17 protein-coding genes are annotated in these 18472 nt (G+C 45.5%); 8 read left to right on the forward strand and 9 right to left on the reverse strand.

The window, feature by feature from the left end:
- Positions 1 to 19: 19 nt before the first annotated feature.
- The 4 genes from AC1DP6_RS16585 to AC1DP6_RS16600 all read right to left on the reverse strand — a co-directional run bounded on the left by AC1DP6_RS16585 (position 20) and on the right by AC1DP6_RS16600 (position 7086).
- Positions 20 to 1663, reverse strand: a complete 1644-nt coding sequence (locus AC1DP6_RS16585) for a SusD/RagB family nutrient-binding outer membrane lipoprotein (RefSeq protein ID WP_477055829.1) — start codon at positions 1661 to 1663, stop codon at positions 20 to 22.
- A 27-nt stretch (positions 1664 to 1690) separates the two neighbouring features.
- Complete coding sequence (locus AC1DP6_RS16590; protein WP_477055830.1) at positions 1691 to 4966, reverse strand: SusC/RagA family TonB-linked outer membrane protein; 3276 nt, start codon at positions 4964 to 4966, stop codon at positions 1691 to 1693.
- 253 nt (positions 4967 to 5219) lie between these two features.
- Entirely contained in the window at positions 5220 to 6395 is a 1176-nt protein-coding gene (locus tag AC1DP6_RS16595; protein ID WP_477055831.1) for a FecR family protein, read from the reverse strand.
- A 91-nt stretch (positions 6396 to 6486) separates the two neighbouring features.
- A complete protein-coding gene (locus tag AC1DP6_RS16600) occupies positions 6487 to 7086 on the reverse strand; it encodes an RNA polymerase sigma factor (protein ID WP_477055832.1) in 600 nt (199 codons plus the stop codon).
- A 142-nt stretch (positions 7087 to 7228) separates the two neighbouring features.
- On the opposite strand from AC1DP6_RS16600, the gene AC1DP6_RS16605 reads away from it, so the two are divergent.
- From AC1DP6_RS16605 to AC1DP6_RS16615, 3 genes are all read left to right on the forward strand, one after another.
- Entirely contained in the window at positions 7229 to 7861 is a 633-nt protein-coding gene (locus tag AC1DP6_RS16605; protein ID WP_477055833.1) for a hypothetical protein, read from the forward strand.
- Between the two features lie 184 nt (positions 7862 to 8045).
- Positions 8046 to 8537 (forward strand): DUF4240 domain-containing protein, encoded by a 492-nt coding sequence (locus AC1DP6_RS16610; RefSeq protein ID WP_477025975.1) that lies wholly within the window; start codon positions 8046 to 8048, stop codon positions 8535 to 8537.
- 10 nt (positions 8538 to 8547) lie between these two features.
- The gene (locus AC1DP6_RS16615) at positions 8548 to 9063 is read left to right on the forward strand and encodes a hypothetical protein (protein ID WP_477055834.1); all 516 of its coding nucleotides are present in this window, start codon (positions 8548 to 8550) and stop codon (positions 9061 to 9063) included.
- Positions 9064 to 9101: 38 nt separating this feature from the next.
- Here AC1DP6_RS16615 and AC1DP6_RS16620 read toward each other — a convergent pair whose 3' ends face one another.
- The gene (locus tag AC1DP6_RS16620) at positions 9102 to 9428 is read right to left on the reverse strand and encodes an antibiotic biosynthesis monooxygenase family protein (RefSeq protein WP_477055835.1); all 327 of its coding nucleotides are present in this window, start codon (positions 9426 to 9428) and stop codon (positions 9102 to 9104) included.
- A gap of 138 nt (positions 9429 to 9566) precedes the next feature.
- Between AC1DP6_RS16620 and AC1DP6_RS16625 the strand changes: the two genes are divergently transcribed.
- Both AC1DP6_RS16625 and AC1DP6_RS16630 read left to right on the forward strand, forming a co-directional pair.
- Positions 9567 to 9953 (forward strand): winged helix-turn-helix transcriptional regulator, encoded by a 387-nt coding sequence (locus AC1DP6_RS16625; RefSeq protein ID WP_477025972.1) that lies wholly within the window; start codon positions 9567 to 9569, stop codon positions 9951 to 9953.
- 91 nt (positions 9954 to 10044) lie between these two features.
- Complete coding sequence (locus tag AC1DP6_RS16630) at positions 10045 to 10692, forward strand: hypothetical protein (protein WP_477055836.1); 648 nt, start codon at positions 10045 to 10047, stop codon at positions 10690 to 10692.
- A gap of 46 nt (positions 10693 to 10738) precedes the next feature.
- Here AC1DP6_RS16630 and AC1DP6_RS16635 read toward each other — a convergent pair whose 3' ends face one another.
- Positions 10739 to 11812 carry a saccharopine dehydrogenase family protein gene (locus AC1DP6_RS16635; RefSeq protein WP_477055837.1) on the reverse strand — a complete coding sequence of 358 codons (1074 nt, stop codon included), beginning with the start codon at positions 11810 to 11812 and terminating at the stop codon, positions 10739 to 10741.
- A 136-nt stretch (positions 11813 to 11948) separates the two neighbouring features.
- Here AC1DP6_RS16635 and AC1DP6_RS16640 point away from each other — a divergent pair, with 136 nt between their 5' ends.
- Complete coding sequence (locus tag AC1DP6_RS16640; protein ID WP_477055838.1) at positions 11949 to 12656, forward strand: hypothetical protein; 708 nt, start codon at positions 11949 to 11951, stop codon at positions 12654 to 12656.
- 113 nt (positions 12657 to 12769) lie between these two features.
- On the opposite strand, the gene AC1DP6_RS16645 is transcribed toward AC1DP6_RS16640, so the two are convergent.
- From AC1DP6_RS16645 to AC1DP6_RS16655, 3 genes are read right to left on the reverse strand one after another with little or no spacing between them, the layout of a single operon-like run.
- The gene (locus AC1DP6_RS16645) at positions 12770 to 14701 is read right to left on the reverse strand and encodes a gamma-glutamyltransferase family protein (RefSeq protein ID WP_477055839.1); all 1932 of its coding nucleotides are present in this window, start codon (positions 14699 to 14701) and stop codon (positions 12770 to 12772) included.
- 9 nt (positions 14702 to 14710) lie between these two features.
- The gene (locus AC1DP6_RS16650) at positions 14711 to 15199 is read right to left on the reverse strand and encodes a DinB family protein (protein ID WP_477055840.1); all 489 of its coding nucleotides are present in this window, start codon (positions 15197 to 15199) and stop codon (positions 14711 to 14713) included.
- A 9-nt stretch (positions 15200 to 15208) separates the two neighbouring features.
- Positions 15209 to 15619 (reverse strand): Dabb family protein, encoded by a 411-nt coding sequence (locus AC1DP6_RS16655; RefSeq protein ID WP_477055841.1) that lies wholly within the window; start codon positions 15617 to 15619, stop codon positions 15209 to 15211.
- Positions 15620 to 15757: 138 nt separating this feature from the next.
- Between AC1DP6_RS16655 and AC1DP6_RS16660 the strand changes: the two genes are divergently transcribed.
- On the forward strand, positions 15758 to 17269 hold the full coding sequence (locus AC1DP6_RS16660) for a sensor histidine kinase (protein ID WP_477055842.1): 1512 nt from the start codon (positions 15758 to 15760) through the stop codon (positions 17267 to 17269).
- Positions 17270 to 17273: 4 nt separating this feature from the next.
- The gene (locus tag AC1DP6_RS16665; RefSeq protein ID WP_477055843.1) at positions 17274 to 18461 is read left to right on the forward strand and encodes a DUF4407 domain-containing protein; all 1188 of its coding nucleotides are present in this window, start codon (positions 17274 to 17276) and stop codon (positions 18459 to 18461) included.
- Positions 18462 to 18472: the final 11 nt, after the last annotated feature.

The following is an 18472-nucleotide window of genomic DNA, read 5'->3' on the forward strand; positions in this document are numbered from 1 at the left end:
CGGAGAATTTGATATTATTTTATTTACTGGTATCCCACCAGAGACGGGTACCGCCATTATCTCCGCTACCTCCCAGCAGTTGCACACCTTTTGCTACGGTGCCGGGATTGGTGTTGTATTCATTTTGTGGATAAGGCAATCTTCTGATTTGTACATCCGAAGAAATGGTACCACCACTATTGTTATGAATCACCTTGAATAATTTAGGATAACCGGTCCGGCGGAATTCAGTCCAGGCTTCCTGTCCTTCAGGGAACATGGCCAGCCATTTCTGCGTGGCAATGCGTTCACGTTGTATGTTCTCGTTTACACCATTATTCCATTTGATAGTGATGACAGATGGGTTGACAATGGTATCTCCTACCTTTTTGGGATCTACAGAAGGGGCAGGACGGCTGCTATCATTGTTAAGATAACCTGCCGGGTCCACTTTCCACTGCGCCATAGACATATTCACACCTTGTTCATACAATTGTTGGGCTGTTCCGCCGGCATTGGCCCAGCTGTTAAGCGCGGCTTCTGCCCGCAGGAAATATACTTCCGCGGCAGTCATTAACTGTACTGGTGTTTTTAAATTAAAAGATGGTGTGGTGCCATCATTGGTATTAATAGAAGAATAGCCAACATAATCTTTTTTATCGTTAGCACCGGTAATGCTGCCCATACGGATACCAATGTACCGTGGTGGAAAAGCAGGATCGGTTGATTTATCCATATACTTACCTACACGCGGATCATTGAAGCCGGTCAGGAAGCACTGGAGGGTGGCGCTGACACGGGTATCTGCCCAGTTCTGGGCAACAAATACCAGTGGATTGGTGAAATCACCGGTCACCTTTACGGTCATGTTATCGGCATTATCCGCCAGCACGCCGCCATTCGCAGGATCCAGTGCTTTTTCACCTTCTGTTTTTGCCGTTGTTTTATCAACATTGGAGATGTGCATGGCCAGACGCAAACGAAGTGAATTGGCAAACCGCAGCCATTGTGTAAAGTTGCCGCCATATACCAGGTCGAAGCTCCCAAAATTAAATGGCAGTGTAGTACCACTGCTGATCTGGGTGCGCAATGCTTTGCTGGCACTATCCAGCTCCAGGAAGAAACGTTTGTAAATATCCTGTTGGCTGTCGTAAGCAGCAGTACCGGACTCACCGGCATGGCTATACGGAATAGGACCATAGATATCTGTTACCCGGCTCATACCTGTCACCTGTACAATTTGCGCTACTGCCCATACGGCCGGGTAAGTTTTTTCAATACCTGTTTTCCGGAGGCGGGCAATAGGTGACATGATATTCAGATAACCTACTTTATAAGCTTCTTCATTCCAGCCACTCACCAGCCCGTAGTTCATATTGGTATTGCCACCAAAAGGATTGGGTGACATTAAATAACCGGAAAAACAGTCAGCATTCAGGTTTTGCTGCACCTGGTAAGAGTTCGGATCTCCACCACCGGAGAAATTGTAAATAGACATCTGGGCAGACTTCAGATATAAGCCCAGGTTGTTAAAATCCGCGGCCAGTTGATCTTCCGTTATACCGGTATTGTTGGTATTGTATCTTTCAAAGTTTTTTGTACATGCACTCAGGCCAGCCACCAGCAATGCTACTGCTACCCATAAACGGGATTTGTAGCCATGCATTTTATTTGGAAATTTCATCTTTTGTCAGTTTTTGCGTGAATGATTTTAGAAAGAAGCATTTAATGTAAGACCATAACTACGGGTAGCTGGCAACATAAACACATCTACACCTCCCAGTCCATTTGCAGTAGACATGGTTTGCTCAGGATCAAATGGCGCTTTCTTGGAGAAATAAAACAGGTTACGACCAGTCAGCGAAAACTTCAGTGTTTTCAGGAATGAGTTGGCTACCGGTACGGTATAACCCAATGATGCTTCTCTTAATCTTACGGTAGTAGCACTGTATAAATATTCTGCTGAAACACCTTCTCTGCCACCAACAACAGAATACCAGTCCTGTGCTTTCACGGTGGTCACTGCTTTACCCGTCGGATCTACTCCATTCACCTGAACGCCGCCGTTATCACGTGCGTCACCACTGATTTTTGAAACACCATAGTAGTCCATCATCGCCTGGGTAACGGACATCACTTTACCACCAAATTTACCATCGATCAGGAATGACAAAGTGAAATTGTTAAACACAAAATTGTTATTCCATCCTAACTGCCATTTGGTATTGGCATTGCCCAGATACACCATATCTCCGCCCTGCTTAATAGGCTTGCCGCTTGCATCAATCATCACACGACCTTGGTCATCATGCTTTAACACAGTTCCGTAAATATCACCAAAGGAACCACCTACTTTAAATTGGGAAGCATAGTTGGCACCGGAAGCACCGCTTAAAGTGAAACGGTCTGACAATGGCGACAATTCTATGATTTTATTGTCATTGGTAGCAAAGTTGATTCCTGTGTTCCATTGCAATTTGGTATGACGTAATACATCATAACGTAATACTGCTTCCACGCCCTGGTTTTGTATGTTACCTGCATTAATAAAATAGGTATCAAAGAAGGTAGCAGTCGGTGATTTAATTTGTAGGGTTTGATTGGTTGTATTCGTTTTATAGTAGGTGAGATCTATACTCAGCCTGCTGTCAAAAAAGCGCCATTCAGTACCTAATTCCAGTGATTTTGTTTTTTCCGGTTTCAGTGAACGGAAAGGTTCTGCTATACTGACAATGGGAGTACCACCAGTACCCAATGTATTAGGTGCGGGGTTACTCTGGTAAACCAAAGGGGAGTTACCTACTATCGCGTAGGAGCCACGTATTTTAGCATAGGTAATCTGCTCCGGTAATTTTACCAGTTGACTCAGCAATACATTCAAACCTGCAGAAGGATAGAAGTAAGACATCTGTGGTGTAAACGCCAGGTTGGAGGCCCAGTCGTTACGCGCGGTCAGATCCAGGAATAACCACTCTTTATAGGAGATGTTGGCGCTGGCAAAAACAGATTGCCATTGTCCGTGATTTTCCAGTTGCGTGCCGGAATTACGGCCATTGAGTGTTTTAATATTCTGAACAGTGAAAACATTTGGTATATACAAACCATCCTGTCCTGAGTTCAGGAAAACGCCAGTAGTCTTTACATCGCGGATGCTACCACCTACAACACCTGTAATTTTGAAATCGTTTACAGGAATGTTGAAGTTGGCGATCAGATCACCATATTGCTGCGTAGTAGTGCTGTTGTTGTAATTATACAAACCATTCGCAGGCGCTACCGCTTTTTGTGAACTGGCATATATCTTCTGCTCGTATACATCGGCGATCCGGTCAATGCTTCCTCTTGCCTGTACATTCAACCAGGAATTGATATCGTATTTCAGATTAGCATTCGCCAGTATCCTGTTGCGGGTAAGACTGTTGGTATTGCGGTTAAGGATCCACCACGGATTCTGCTGCACATCTTCGTCAAAAGGCCAGTTTTGCACATTCAGAAAGTTCCTGGAAGGATCTGGTTTTTCAAACTGGTCTTTGTATGGTCTGATATCCTGGCCGCGTGGGAAAAGATATAAACCGGTGAGAGGATTGTAGTACAAGCCGGAAAGCGGTGTATTATCAATCTTCTGCGTCATATAGTTTATATCTGCCGAAGCAGTTAGTTTATCATTCAGGAAATGCCCTGTTTCTTTGAAATCCAGGTTATGACGTCCCAGTTTATTGCCCGCTTCAATACCTTTGGCAGACGTGTTGGCGTAAGAGAAATAAGTTTGCATTTTCTCGGAACCGGAAGACAAGCTGATGGCGTTGGTAAAGTTGGTGCCATTTTGGAAAAAGGGAGAGAGGTTATTGGGAGCGCTGGTGATCTTGTTTCCCCAGCTTTGTGCAGCTCCCTGACTGGTGGAACCGTAATGGTCCTGGAATTCAGGTTTGTACGCTGCCTGCGTAATATTGAAGCCGGAAGAGAAATTAATCAGGGTGCGACCCGCTTTACCACTTTTAGTAGTAACAATGATCACACCATTGGCGCCCTGGCTGCCATACAGGGCTGCGGCGGAAGCACCTTTCAACACAGAAATATTTTCAATGTCTTCCGGGTTCAGATTAGAGATCGGATCACCGCCATCGTAGGCCAGGTTACCACCATATACGCTGGTAGGCTGATTGGTAAGGGTATTGTTCATGGGCACCCCATCAATCACATACAACGCCTGGTTGCTTCCAAGGCCTGATTTATTACCACGGAGGATTACTTTGGCAGAACCACCTACGCCGGAACCGCTGGAAGAGATAGTTAAACCTGCTACTTTACCGTTCAGGGTATTTACCAGGTTAGGGTCTTTCGCTTTGGTCAGTTCCAGTCCATCCAGTTGCTGGGTGGAATAAGTAATAGATTTATCCGATCTTTTAATACCCAGGGCCGTTACTACTACAGCACCCAGCTGACTATCCTGGATAGCCAGTGCTACCTGGATATTGGTATCATTACCCACTGTTATCTGCTTGCTTTCATATCCAATGAAGCTGATGATCAACACATCGCCCGGATTGGCGGCTATGGAGAAACCTCCTTCTGCATTGGTCATTGTGCCCTTCGTGGTGCCTTTTATCTGGATAGACACGCCGATGAGTGGCGCTCCTTTGGCATCTGTTACCTTACCTTGTATAGGCTGTACTGCAACAAGCTCCACGGCTTTTACTTTGGGGCTGATGACAATCGTTTTATCTACAATGTTGTAGTTAAACAATTTGGTATTCAGACAGGCATTCAGGACTTCTGTAAGGGAGGCCTGGTTCATATTCAGATTTACGGGAGCTGCCTTCTCCAGTAACTTTTCATCATAGATAAATTCATAACCCGTCTGGCGGCTAATGCTGTTAAACACATCGTAAAGCGGGAGGTGCTTTCCTTTGATGGTAACAGACTGAGAGTATGTTTTAGCGCTCAGTTGAAGGGTGAATACTAGTGTCAGTATTGCAGTTAATCGCATAATTAACAGTAATTTTCTTTGCATACGCCCTCCTTTACAGGGGACTTTGAAGGTACCAAGTAGTTCCATACTTTTGTGTTGTTGGCTTAATAATTCAATTTTCTAAATGATTCAGGGAGTTGGGTTGCCATCTATCGCCGGGAGCATTGCAGTGCTTCCGGTTTTTTTACAACCGGTAGTGGAATTATTCACGTCTTCATAACTTACAATAATTTTAAAATGATGAATTCATAAGTGGACAAATAGCTAGCTGTTACTGTGGATCGTATGGCCTTACCAGGATCCGGTTGTCGTTAATATCAAAGTGAACGCGTTTCGTTGTTGATAAAATTTTGAATAAGGAGGAGGCATTCTCTCTCCGGGAAATGATCCCTGTTAAACGTACATCAGAGAGGTCACCCTGGTAGGTAACTTCTATATTGTACCATCTGGCCATCTGGCGCATGATGGTTTGTATGCTGGTATTGCGGAAACGGAATTTGCCTTCTTTCCAGGCCAGTGTTTGTTCCAGGTCCGCTTTTTCAATGACAAAATCTTTATCGCCGGTAGACAGGCTGCCCCCGAATCCGGGTTTCAGCAAACTTTTACTGCTGCCATGTACCAGTTGTACGGCGCCATCTTCCAGGGTAGTGGTAATGGTTTGTTCATCCGGATAGGCCATGATATTGAAGCTGGTGCCTAATACATTCACTTCCATGTCCGGAGTGCCTTTCACTTTCACCCGGAAAGGCTGTTGCGCATTGGCGGCAATCTGGAAATAACCTTCTCCAGTTATCTCTACCAGTCTTTCTTTTCCGGTAAAAGCAGTGGGGAAACGGATGCTGCTGGCGGCATTCAGCCATACTTTACTGCCATCGGAGAGGGTCAGCTGGTATTGTCCTCCTCGGGGAGTGACTACCGTATTGTATACCACCTCGGCGGGGATGCCTTCTGCTTTATAGGCGAGGCCTTGCTGGGTATTCATAATGCTGGTGTTGCCCTGCTTTGCCAGCGCACCAATGTTGGCGCTGTCCAGCGGGATTGTTTTGCCATCTGCGAGTACCAGCATGGCTTTATTGCTGCCTGGTGCAAGTGGAGCGGCGGTGGTAGCGGCGATAGGGGCCACCGGTGCGGACCGTTTTAAATAATGGTTGCCTGCAAAAAACATGGCGCCCAGCAGTGCCGCTGCGGCAGCATATTGCAGGATCCTGATCCTGCCGGTTGTTTTTACTGGTGTGGATTGTAAAATATGTTGGAGAATAGCGGCTTCATCTTCCTTTTGCCAGCCACTATCAGGTACCTGCCCATATAAGGCAGACAGGATATCTGCTTTGATTTCCGGCTCATAATCGTTGGTCGCCACCAGCGTTTTTAAACGCTGCAGCTCCTCCTGGCTGATCCGGCCATGCTTATATTTTTCAAGCAGTAACTGCACTTCCATCGTGGACATATACAAAGTTTAGGAAGGTTGATGTGAGTAAAGACGAGCGACAAATAAAAAAGGAGTATCCTGAGGAAAAATATTTTTTTCGATAGGTAAATTACTTGCGTAAAGTGAGGATAATCAGCAGCAGCGGGAGAATATCATTCTGAATCCGGGCTTTAACAAAAGCGCGTACTGCGTGCATCGCCAGGCTCATTTGCTTTTTAACGGTATGTACGGAAATATTCAGTTGCAGGGAGATCTCTTCATTGCTCCAGCCCTGTTTTCTGGCTAAATATACTTTTTTGCGTTCCGGCGGGAGTCCGGATACGGCTTTGTCGAGAATAGCATCGTATTCCCGTTGCAGTAAGAGGTGATCCGTATCGTTTTGGGTGGCAGGCTGGTTTTTTCCAAGCAGATCATAGACTTTCAGTCGTACCAGCTGTTTTTTAAAGCCATCATAGATATGATTGCGGGTAAGGATAAAGAGATAGTCTTTGAAATTCTTTACCTGGTGCATGTCTGCTCTTTTCAGCCAGATCTTCATAAATACCTCCTGCACAATTTCCCTGGCCAGACTATTATCCTTCAGGTAAAGCATGGCTACATCAAACACCTGCTGACTGTAATGCCGGAACAAAATGGTATAGGCGTCCCCGTCGCCGGTGGCAACCTGTTCCAGTAGCTCATGTTCATCTGGTAAGGAGAAATTTGACAAAGTTGGTGGTTTATGTGCCCTTACTAAATCTATAAACAAAGTAAATTTAGGGGACCCGAAATTAATAATAAAATAATTTATATAGGCAGATATGGCAGGCGGCGGTTTTTAAATTAAGAAAATAATTATGTAATTTCAGCACATGTCAAGCCTCTATCCGGGAATACAATGGGTTGTTCAGAGAAACCTGACCAGTAAAACAGACCTGGAAAGTTTACAACTATCCTGTGAAGCAGTGGGGGTAAGTTTCCAGGGAATTGATATCATTCCTTTTTCGTCCTCGTTGCCGGTTTTCGATAGCGGCCATCGAAGCATTTTTTACGGATCTACCACACTTTGTAGTCTGGTAGCTGCGGATAAGCAATTACAACCCGGATTGTTTTTTGACGAAGCACGTTTTTCTATCGAAAATTATTTCAACAGGTGGGGGAAACATATGCTGAACTATGGTGCAGAAGTCACCACTTTTGCGGCACTGATGAGCAGGGAAGAGGCGCCGGATCAGTTATTTTTCATCCGCCCTGATGATGACAGCAAATCCTTTTCCGGAGAAACAAAATCGTTTGCAGCAATTAAAACCTGGTATGATCAGCTGAAGATGGTGGAAAACACCAACTTAACTCCGGACACACCTATTGTTGTGTCTGTCCCTTATAATATACAGTACGAATGGAGCCGGATGTCCGACAGAGGTCATTGCTTTTGCAGAAAGTCGTTGCCTGGAATATACACCACATGCTGTTTTTGTGATGGATATATGTTTGTGTGGGGATGACTTTTACATTGTAGAATGCGGGTGTATGAATGCGGCCGGTTTTTACAAAGCAGATGTGGGTGCTATTGTAGCCGCAGTATCGGCCTGGTTTGTAAATATTTCCCAATAGTACGCGTTTAATCACTACGCATTTACACTGCGTTTTGTATGCATATCTTACACTCATAATACTAACTGCTACCTTATGAATGAATTCAAATTCTGGCATATTATCGAAGATGCCTGGGCAGCCTCGCCTGCTTTACTTGAAATGCGGAACACTGCGTTGAAAACCAACGATGCTGCATTGATAGAGGATCTGACTGGTGAGGTATATGGTCCTGTTACCAATAATATCAGGGATTTGTTGCTGGGACTGAATAAGGAAGAACTGACTGCCTTTAATCATATCATGGAAGAAATGTTATTCCGGATAGACCGGGAAGATATTCATAGATATACTGATGGCTCTGATGATGGGTTTCTTTATTGCAGATGTTTTATTGTAGGGATGGGCAGGGCATATTATGAAATGATAGAGGAAAATCCATCCAAGGCCACCTGCGATGCGGAAGCAGAGATTGTAGGTTTTATTGGGTATATGGTATATAAGGAATTATTTGGCGAAGAATTTGAAAGATTTACTGTGCATTGTACCGAAACCTGTTCAAACGCGAGGGGGTGGGAAAATGAATAAAATAAAATATATGGACGAAGAGGAAATATATGGTATTGATAAAGATCATGCACATCCACGGGCTATCGAATTGATTCCGGAAGATTTTTTCTGGGATGACTTAGATGGACTGGCCCCTTTTGGCTCCGATGAAGGGGAACAGGCATTAGTGAAATTTCGGCTTTGGCGTAAAACCAACCCGGATGCCCCGATAATAGACTGCTTGAAATGGGTGATGGAAACGGTTGGGAAAATGGACATCAACGCATACAATGAGGACCTGCTCGACAGGGATTTGATGAAGCATTTAATAGAAGATCCGGCATATGATTACCGGCATTCTATTTTTGCACTGGACGCAGCTGTCATCGCCACGGGATTTGGTCAACTGGTAGATGAAGGTGTAATGGATGCGGAAACGAAACCCATTATCAGCATTGCTTTAGAACGACAAATTGCCTGGGCTTTGTTATCGGAAAGCTTGTCCTATGCAGAACAGCATATAGGTTATCTGAATATTATGAAACGTGCGCTGGAAGACGCATAAGGGCAATAGGATTTCCCTGCATCATGCCCCCGTAATATTTATGACCGCTGCCATTGATTGCTGGTTACCTCGTAGTGTTTCATTTCTTCAATACTATTGTAAAACGGTTTTACCAGCTCAAAGAAAGGAGGGAATTCCGCCTCCTTACGAAACCCATTCATATGATCCTCTTTGGATGTCCAATGAATAGTAACAATGTAATGTTGAGGTTCTTCTATTCCATGTATTACCTCGTAAGCAAGACAATAAGGTGAAGCCTGCAACAGCTTACCTGCAGCCAGGTAGGCCGTTTCAAAATTTTGTCGCTCGTTTTCCTGGATGTTGTACCTGATAATTTCTACTGTGTAATTTTTGTTCGCACTCATCGTTGTTAAGTTTTTGCATTTTTTTGTGAGATGGGAATAATACATCTTCCCTGTGAATACAAATGTAGGGTCCTGCTTTTGGCCCGGAAATACCTTACCAAAAAGTAGGGTGGGAACACTAAAACTTGTTAACTTGTAGTGTCATTTCACGACCTGCTCATGATCACACTCAACAATAAAGTATATACCTGCCCGGTGGATGTTACCCTGGGTTTTATTGGAGGCAAATGGAAACTGCTCATCCTTTCCCAGCTTCATCACTTCGACAAAAAAAGTTATGCGGAAATCAGGGATAACCTCCCGGGTGTTTCCGAAAAAATGCTCAGCCAGCAATTGAAAGAACTGGAAAGAGACCTGCTCATCGAAAAAAAGGTGCTGTCAAAAAAGCCCTATAGAGTAGAATACGCTTTAGCCGCTGCCGGAAAAAGCCTGGCGCCATTGTATGAGTTTACAAGTGAATGGGGAATTGCCTATTTAAAAACAAATGGCATCGATTATGTACAGGATCAGCATTTATATAAGTAGGCGGGGATAGTACAGCGTGTTGGTAATTGCAGGTCATCGCGTGACATATGATCATCCTCTTATTGAGGGAAAAGGTATCTTTAACTTACTTATGACAAGATACATTTGTTGTCTCCTATTCATCTTCGGTTGCCAGGCGTGGGTATCTCAGCGGCCGGTGCCCTGGGAATCTTTAGTAGCCATTGCACCTGTGATCTATGAACCGGATGCAAACGACACCATATTTGTAACTGCCGGATACCTGGATACCCTGCGTAAAGAACAACCGGCATTCGGGTTATCCGTTTATCCTCCTCCCGATAGCAGTACTTTTGCTTCATCACGATTTTCCTCAGAGGCCGGACAGGACGAATTTTACCGTTTTTACGCTTATTTCCTTCGTCAGCAAAATGGAATAGCATCATTGCAGGAAGCAAGAATCAGGCTTATTAAGATCATGCGTGCAGTGAATAGTCTTGAAGCCTTTAAGGCACTTGGAGGAACCTATTTCGGACATATGTACTGGCGGATTGAGGCCTATGCGGAATATGAGTTGCAGCAGTCACAGAAGAACACACCATTCCTTCCTTCACAGAAAAAAGCGTTCATTAGTTCATTGAAAAAGATTTCCTGGAAAGAGCCTCCTTCTGATTTTCAGTTGAATGGCGTGAGCACAGCAATTCATGACTTGGATAGTTTAATCACTGATTCCTTTTCTCTGGAACAGGCACGAAAATTTCATGATAACTATTATCGGTAGATGACCTACGATACAGCAGCGCTATATATGGGTATAACGCCGGTAATTAAGCATGATTCGCCATCAAAATTTCCCGTTCTACACCCGGTATTTCCATCACAAACTCCGCACCATAGGCGGTGCCGGGTGTTTGATATCCCGCCTTCCACTCACCGTTACAGATTTTTTGTGCCATCAGCAAACAGCTGTACATCGTAAGCGTGTATCCATCCGGACTCTTTAATCTCACAGTGGCTTTTCGGCCGGCAGTATTGTATACCTCGCCCCATACCAGGCTGTAAGCGTGGCTGCGCATTTCATCTGTAGGACCAGAAGGCCGTTGACCGATTTTCTTTTTAATAAAATTCCTGACAATAGTTGTGCGTAACAACCAGTTAAATAAACCCTGCAATTTCAGTAAACGATATACATTTAACGGGATCCCGGTGTAAGCGGTAATATTGGGAATACCGGTACTGAAATATGCGGTGGCCACATCTCCCCAGGGAATACTCATGGTGAAAAGTTTTTTAGGCCCAAGGTCTATCCACCGTCCATGATGACCAAGCGCTGTGCGCACTATCCGCCCCGCTCTTCTCACTGCACCACCTTCGCCTAATTTATACGCCATGGACATCGCTGTGCCGTGCGACACACCGCCGCCGGTGGTAGCAAAGGCAAGTTTCAGATCACTGGCATCAGGCAATAATGTTTTTAATAACACCGCTATACAGTCTGTAGGCACCACATCAAAGCCGGCACCAGGTAAAACCATAATACCCGCGTTTTTAGCTGCCTGATCGTATTGTTGCAGCATTTCAAAAACAGTAATGTCTCCGTTGATATCCAGGTAATGTGCACCTGCCTGTATACAGGCTTCTACCATGGGTTGTGCCGTTAAGTGGAATGGTCCGGCGGCATGGATCACAAATTTTACTTCTTTCAATGCCTGCACTAATGCAGCAGTATCTTCCAGCGAAATTACCTTGTAGGGTAACTGCAGCCGGGATGCCAGTGCACGCAACGCCGCTTCATTTCTGCCTGCAAGAACAGGCTGAAGTTGATACTGAGCAGCATATCTGGCAATCAGTTCACCAGTATATCCATTGGCGCCATAGAGCAGGAAAGAATTTTGTTGCATGCTGGAAAGTACGAAGAAACGCGATGTAAACGCACTGATCCTAAAGAAATAACTGCTAATTTTCATGCGCAGGCGGCAGGAAAAAGCTTTCCTTTCTCCTGTTGATACATTATCTTATAGAGCAAAAAACTATGTTATGAAAAGACACCTGATATTTTTCACGTTATTCCTTTCTTTTGTTGGCATAGTGAAAGCACAAAACCCGTCAGTAGGGGCCTGGAAATCGGTATCCGGCGAAGTAACCAGTGTATTACTGATTACACCTACCTGGTTTACCGTGACTGATTATGACGCGAAAAACTTTGTTGCCAGTTATGGAGGCACCTGGAAAGATGCCGGCACGGCGGACGGAAACCTGGTGACGGTGACTGTTTATTATAATACAGCCAATCCTTCACAGGCAGGAAAAAGTGCAGATATACCAGTGGGAATGGAAAATGAGCACCTGGTAACCGGCACTGCCGGCGGTGGTAAACAAGAGTGGACCCGATTGGATGATGGCACTGGCGCGCTGGCCGGCAACTGGCAGATCACCGCACGGGAAAATGAGGGGAAAATGAATCCCATTCCCAACGGACCCAGACAAACATTTAAAATTCTGACAGGCACCCGCTTCCAATGGATAGCCATCAATCTCGACTCAGGCGAGTTTTTTGGCTCGGGTGGCGGTACCTATACTTTTGAAAATGGTACTTACACAGAAAAAATAGAATTCTTCTCCCGCGACAGTTCACGGGTAGGCGCCGTGCTTTCCTTTAAAGGGAAAGTAATCGGCAAAGACTGGGATCATAGCGGCCTCAGTTCCAAAGGAGCACCTATTCATGAAGTATGGAGCAGAGATTAACTATAAGAAAAGAGAATTACGAATTACGAATTACGGATTTGTGAGGAGATCAATCGCTATGATCTACCCACAAATCCGTAATTCGTAATTCATAATTCGTAATTCTTTCACTACTACCACCCTATCCCGTAATCTTCTCCGTGATTACTGCTGCCGCCCCATAAGCTGCCATGTACCCGATCGATATAAATTGCATTTACCGGCCCGCTGGTACGCTCTCCAAAGCTAAGATGATAACCCATCTGCTCCAGGGCGTTACGCGTTTTCTCCGTTGTATTATTGTTGAGAAGGATACTTCCCGGACGGGGCTCTCTGTCTTTTATTGTAGTACCACCCAGCGATAACCACAACTGGTTGGTATTAATGTTGGCGGCTTCTGTGGCCTGTTGTACCGTCATCCCAAACTCTACCACGTTCAGGAAAAACTGTAACAGGTTTTGATCCTGCGTATCACCACCCTGCACACCAAAGCAAAGAAAAGGTTTTCCTTCTTTTAATGCCATAGACGGCGTGAGCGTCACCCTTGGCCGTTTACCCGGTGCAATCACATTGAAAGGGCAGAGAGCAGAATCCAGAACAAAGCTTTGTGCCCGCTGACTCATCCCTATACCGGTTTTACCGGCAATGCAGGCGGGCAGCCAGCCACCGCTGGGTGTAATAGATACTACCCATCCATCTTTGTCGGCAGCTTCCACACTGGTAGTGCCTCTCCAGAGCCGGTCCATATAAGCGCTGTCGGTGGTGTTATCAGCATATAAATGATTCAGATCAGCAGCTGGTAAAAACATAGTGGCGTCATGTTTAGGTACAAAACCACCTGGCTTACGTCCGCTGGTTGTGTCTGTGAGCTGCTGGCGTTCCTGCAGGAAATGCAGGTAGGGATTGGTTTTGCCCATATAAGGATAAGGGTCACCAGGACCCGCAGCAGCATCGTTTTGCGTAAGATTAATTTGTTTGGCTCTCGCCTTTGCATAGTCTTTACTCAACAATCCTTTAATAGCAGGATGGGTGTTAAAAGCCGGATCACCGTAATAAAAATCACGATCGGCAAAGGTGAGGTTCATCGTTTGATAAAGCGTATGGATATAGCTGGTAGAATTATATCCCATGGCTTTCAGGTCAAAGTTTTCCAGGATATTGAGGCTTTGCAGCAACATCGGACCCTGTGTCCATTCCTGGAGTTTATATACTTCTATGCCTTTGTAATTTACGTGCAGTGGTTCTTCTTCTACCGGCTTCCATTTTGCCAGGTCTTCCATGGTAATTAATCCACCCTGTTCCTGGCAGCCGCGTACAAATTCTTTGGCAATATCACCTTTGTAAAAACGGTCATAGGCTGCCATGATAGCTTCTTTGCGGCTTTTGTGATTATGTAGTGCCGCCTGTTCTACTTCCACCATTTTGGTGAGCGTGGCGAGCAGGTCTTTTTGCACAAAAATTTCACCGGCTTCAGGTGCCTCTCTTTTTTCACCGGGATGGGTGAGGAAAACGGCTTTACTGTAAGGCCATTCTTTAATATATTTTTTACCGCGTTCTATACTGTTAGCGGTTTGTGCTTCTATCGGATAGCCGGCAGCCATTTCTATGGCGGGTGCCAGTACTTCCTTTAAACTGAGGGTACCATATTCCGCCAGCATGTAACAAAGTCCTCCGGCGGTTCCGGGTGTTACGGCGGCGAGTGGACCGTATTCAGGTGGAAAATCATAGCCTTTGCCTTTATAAAAAGCAGGGGTAGCGCCAGTAGGTGCTACGCCCAGAGCGTTGATGGCAATAACTTTCCCGGTTTTAGGATTATAGATGAGGGCTTGTGTTTCACCGCCCCAGCTTAATACATCCCACATGGTGCAGGTAGCAGCCAGCATTGCGCAGGCGGCATCAACGGCGTTACCGTTTTTCTGGAAGATCATGGCGCCGGCGGTGGCAGCCAATGGTTTGCCGGTAACGGCCATCCAGTTTTTACCATGCAAAGGAGGTTTCTGTGTTTGCTGGGCTTGTATCCCGGAGAAAATACCGGAAATCAGTGAGAGAAAAAGTAAGCGTTTCATAGGGCTAATTTAAAGTATTATTTTCACCGTCACCAGCAGTTGTCCGGTATGTCGCATCGTATGCTCTGCTGCATGAAATAATAGTCCGAGTACGGTACTCGGTAGTTGTTTTCTGCCTACACCCCGGAAATCAGTGAGGGTATCTTCCGGTGTAACAGATAATTGCATCAGCGCTTTGTGCGTTTGCGTATTGAAAAGATCCAGTAATTCCTGTAAGCGTTTACCTGGCTTCCCTTCCTCGCTGAGGTAGGTCAGTTGCTCCTGTGTGAGCGATTCCGCGCGGGCGTAAGTCAGCAACCGGTCGAGTACACCGCTGATATGCTGGAGGTGAAAGCCCGGAGATGCTACGCCTGCGGGTCTTTCCCACAATCGCGCTTCCGGGAAATCCTGCATTAAATCATTTACTTCCAGGTTAGCCTGCAATAATGCGTGGGCTACGGGTTGGAGTAATGCCGGTATATTATCTACCGGCCCGCTCATCCAGTATTCAGTGGCCATAGTGATTGTTTATACTGCTACTGCATCATATACCACTACTTTCTCCCACAGGTGACTGCAGTTTTTGATAAACTCCAGGTGGATAGGATGGTCCTGGTAGGTAGCCTGCCCGGCGAGGTCACTGAAAAAGATAAGCTCAGATACTGCCCAGCTGGTGTCCACTACTTCACGTTTTTCTGTACTCGCTACCACGCCTACACGCAGGTCACGCACGGTTTCGATCTTAACCAGGGTTTTTACACCGGCTATCAGCTTATCACGGTCTTCAATAGAATCCGGGTTCTTCAGCCAGAAGAACACATGATGTACGATCGGGTATTTTTTTTCCATATTTGAAGCGGGGATTGCTGCTGCAGCGGCAGTACCTGCGGCCAGCGCTGCGGCGGTTCCTAAAAATGTACGTCTGTTTGAAGTGCTCATAATTGGCCTGTTGAGGCGTTGAAAATAATAAAGATCTGCGATTTATTATAGCTTTCATACCGTATTCAGGTACTTTCATCCCATTTTGCGCAGGTGCAAAGCTGCAATTCCTAATATTGCTGTAAATATTGCTCCCTTATGAATCAATTTCGGAAAATTGAATTCGGCATCGTCACCGGTATTTTTTTGTTGCTCTTGTTTTCAGTGTTGTATCCCAGCCTGATATACAACGTTTTTGAGCTGCAGGATACCTATGGAACGAAGTTCGTCAGGTATCACCAGGTGTTCGACTACTACATCCATTTTTTGTTGCCTGTTATGGGACAGATGGCCATGACCTATGTGTCTTTTCTGTTGGTGAATTTTGTCATCGTCCCGGAATTCCTGGAGAAGGAGCGCTGGATAGGAGGGGTGCTGCTGCTGTTGCCTTTGGTGGTATTGTATTTCTTAATCGCCATCGTGTGTAACTCTTATTACAATGGTTACCTGTTTGGGGTATATGATACGGTAAGGGGGGCGCATATGCATTTTGTGAAGTCAGCCTTTATTACCACGGTTTTTTCTTCCCTTACGTATGTGGTATACTATTTTCTCAAAAAAGCATTTTATGAGATGCTGTATACCCGGTTCAATACAGACATGGCTTTCCGGCAGATGATGACGGAAATCTTCTGGGCCAGCAGCTTATTTGTGGTGCTGTTCTGCCTGTCTTTCGGCGATTCCAGGGATATGGCACTGATGATACTCTTCTTTGGTCCCTCCCAGATTGCGGTCTTCTTCATTTTGCGTTACCGCGTGTTTCCCGCTTTTATGGAAACGCACCATAACAAAACGCTGCTGATAAGGGATATCGCTATTGCCATTATCAGTTGTAACGTGCTGATGGCTTTAATAACAAGGGCGCTGGGTCACCGGGATGGACAATGGTTTGCAGCAATAGGGTTAATCGGTGCGTGGATATCGGTGATGTTGGTAACGCCGCTTTGCTGGTTTTTGTCCAGGTCCGGCAAAAAGCACCAGCAAACAGTGGTCACCCTCAAAAAGGCCTTGGGCCGTTCTGCTGCTGACCTGGACTTTTTACGCTCCCAGATCAATCCGCACTTTTTATTCAATGCCCTCAATACCCTGTATGGTACTGCATTGCAGGAACAAGCTGCCCGTACCAGCGAAGGTATTCAGAAACTGGGTGATATGATGCGCTTTATGCTGCACGACAATCACCAGGAAAAGATACCACTGGATAAGGAAGTCGCCTATTTACAGAACTATATTGCTTTGCAACGGCTGCGCGTATTATCATCTCCTGATATTTTAATAGAAGTAAATATAGATGAAAGCCAGTGCCAGCATGAAATAGCGCCTATGTTGCTGATCCCCTTTGTGGAAAATGCGTTTAAACACGGGATTAGTTTAAGGCACCGCTCCCGTATCGTGATTTCCCTGAGCTGCACGGCAGAACAAATTTTCTTTGATGTGTATAACAGTGTGCACCCCCGTCCGGAAAATGATCCGGAACGTGAAGGAATGGGAATAGGTTTGAACAATGTAAAAGAAAGATTAGCGTTATTATATCCACAACTACATGAATTAAGTATCCGTCAAACCGCTACGGAATTTTTTATCCACCTTACCATCGATGTTAATAAATAAGAAGATGAAGAAAGAAGAAGAAATCACCGCACCCGCGCCGGATGGCATGACCCGCTTTTTATGGTGGCTGGCCGCTGCGGATGCGGATATATTAAAGGATTGCAGAACGGAAAAAGAAAGATACCGCATCATTGGAATATCAGTACTCGTTACCTGGATGTTTGCCACCCTGGCCTGGGGGTATTTCTTTTCTACTATCGTGAATGATGACATGGTAGTAGCCGGGCTGGCCCTGTTTTTTGGCTTCGCTATTTTATCCATTGACCGTACGCTTATTGCTGCCATGTCACGCACCAATGGGAACATTAAAGTAATGCCGGTTATTTTTCGTTTAGTCCTTGCCGTTACTATAGGTTTGTTTATATCGCAACCCGTTGTATTAATGTTATTTAAGAAAGACATTGATGCACAGTTGGAACTGAGTAAACAAACCAAGCTCGATGCTTACCGGGAACAACTGGTGAAGCTCAACGCCGGACAGCTGGCTACTCTGCAGCAATCCATAGACCAGGGTAAGGCACAACTGGCGCAGAAAGCGGCAGAGCTGAAAGTATACAAAGACGGCTATATCAAAGAAACAGATGGTACCGGTGGCTCCGGCAGAATAGGGGAGTCGGATATTGCCCGGGTGAAGAAGTCGGCCTACCTCAAATCAGAAGAGGAACTACAAACATTACAGCGGACCTGGGAGCCGCAACAGCAACAACTGCAGGCACAGATAGCGAAAATGCACAGTGTGGATAGCCTCAAAGAAACGGTTTATCTGAGCACGCTGACCAACGGATTCCTGGCGCAGATTGAAGCACTGCATGAACTGACAGAAACACATCCACCGGTAAAACAACGTTACCGGTTGATTGTATTTATTATCACCCTCATTGAAGTAATGCCCCTGCTCAGCAAAATCCTGATGCCCAAAGGAGAATATGATGAGAAGCTGGCTGCCGCTACTGCACAGGGAGTAGCGTCCGCGCAACTGGAAACAGAAGCCGGGAAGGAACTACAGGAACACTATCAGGCTGCCGCACTGCAGGCTGATAAGGAAACAGTAGATCACCTGTTTGAAGCGACCCGGGATATCCGGAAAGAACAGGCCGAAGCCCTGGTAAAAGAGTGGCGTAACCGGGAACATAGCCAGTACCAGCATCTCTGGCAACAGGCTAAAAAATTGTTACTCGGGAAAATTATGTAAATCCCTATCTT

It is taken from the genome of Chitinophaga sp. 01L420, assembly GCF_056399985.1.